Here is a 604-nt window from a genome sequence, read left to right as displayed (position 1 = left end):
GTCTATGCAGCGAATTTGGGGCTTGCAGACTATGGACCCATTTTAAAAGCAGGCATCACCATAGTTTTGCCGTCCCTCCCCTATCCGAAAGCCACACCAGTGATCAGAATTTGGGGTAGCAAATCATGAAACCTTTTTGCACGGTTCTGGCAAATGGAGAAGACATCACTAAAACGCTCATGGATTATGTTTTATCAATTGAAATTACCGATGAAGCAGAAAACAAAAGTGATCGTATCACTATAGAGCTTGATGACCGTGCGCGTGACAGTGATAACGGCTTTCTTGATATTCCTCTTATCGGGACAGTTATTTCCATAACACTTGGCTATGAAGGCGGGAAAAACCGCGATATGGGAGCCTATCTGATAGACGAAATTTCTGTAAGCAGCCCACCGCAAAGCTTAAGTGTTACAGGACGCGCCGCATCAATGAACACGTCTTACAGAACCCCAAAAAGCCAATCCTACCACCAGAAAAACCTTGGCAGTATTGTTCAAGAGATAGCAGAGCGTAATGGCTATACACCAAAGGTTGATCCTTCTCTTGCAAAAATCGTTGTGCGTCACATTGACCAAACAGCTGAAAGCGATATGGCTTTTGC

General features: G+C 44.4%; 1 protein-coding gene and 1 pseudogene. Both read left to right on the top strand.

Annotated features, from left to right (window positions below; translation table 11 throughout):
- A partial coding sequence (locus ACFIKB_RS09630; RefSeq protein ID WP_375653544.1) for a tail protein X occupies nt 1–129 on the top strand: 129 nt, incomplete at its 5' end.
- Nucleotides 126–604 (top strand): annotated as a pseudogene (locus tag ACFIKB_RS09625) (phage late control D family protein); the annotation flags it as partial. The gene ACFIKB_RS09630 and the pseudogene ACFIKB_RS09625, both read left to right, overlap by 4 nt.

The sequence above is a fragment of the Bartonella sp. MR110HLJHH genome (assembly GCF_042194225.1).
GTDB classification, from domain to species: Bacteria; Pseudomonadota; Alphaproteobacteria; order Rhizobiales; family Rhizobiaceae; genus Bartonella; species Bartonella grahamii.
The sequence above is the reverse complement of the archived record's forward strand: the minus strand, read 5'-3'. Positions and strand labels throughout refer to the sequence as shown.